The following is a 274-nucleotide window of genomic DNA, read 5'->3' on the forward strand; positions in this document are numbered from 1 at the left end:
CCCCGTGACGGGCCCGTGTGGGTCGGGGACGGGACCGCGGAGGGCGACCGATGAGGGTCGTGCTCGCCGCCGGGTCGACCGAGACGGCACGCATCGACGGGTTGAGTGCCGCTGGCGCGGACGCGGAGGCGATGGCGTACACGCCGGGGGCGGACGCGGAGGTCCTCGTGTACGGCGACGTCGTTCGCGCACCGTCGGTGCCGGTGTCGCCGACGGGGACGCCGACGCCCGCGCTGGTGACGCGCGCCGCGCACGAGGTCGTCGGGTTCGACGT

1 pseudogene is annotated in these 274 nt (G+C 76.3%); it reads left to right on the top strand.

Annotation, left to right across the window (positions count from 1 at the left end):
• Window positions 1–50: 50 nt before the first annotated feature.
• A pseudogene (locus SM753_RS20580) lies at window positions 51–274 on the top strand (TIGR00303 family protein); the annotation flags it as partial.

The sequence above is a fragment of the Halostella sp. PRR32 genome (assembly GCF_034808085.1).
GTDB classification, from domain to species: domain Archaea; phylum Halobacteriota; class Halobacteria; order Halobacteriales; family Natronoarchaeaceae; genus Halostella; species Halostella pelagica.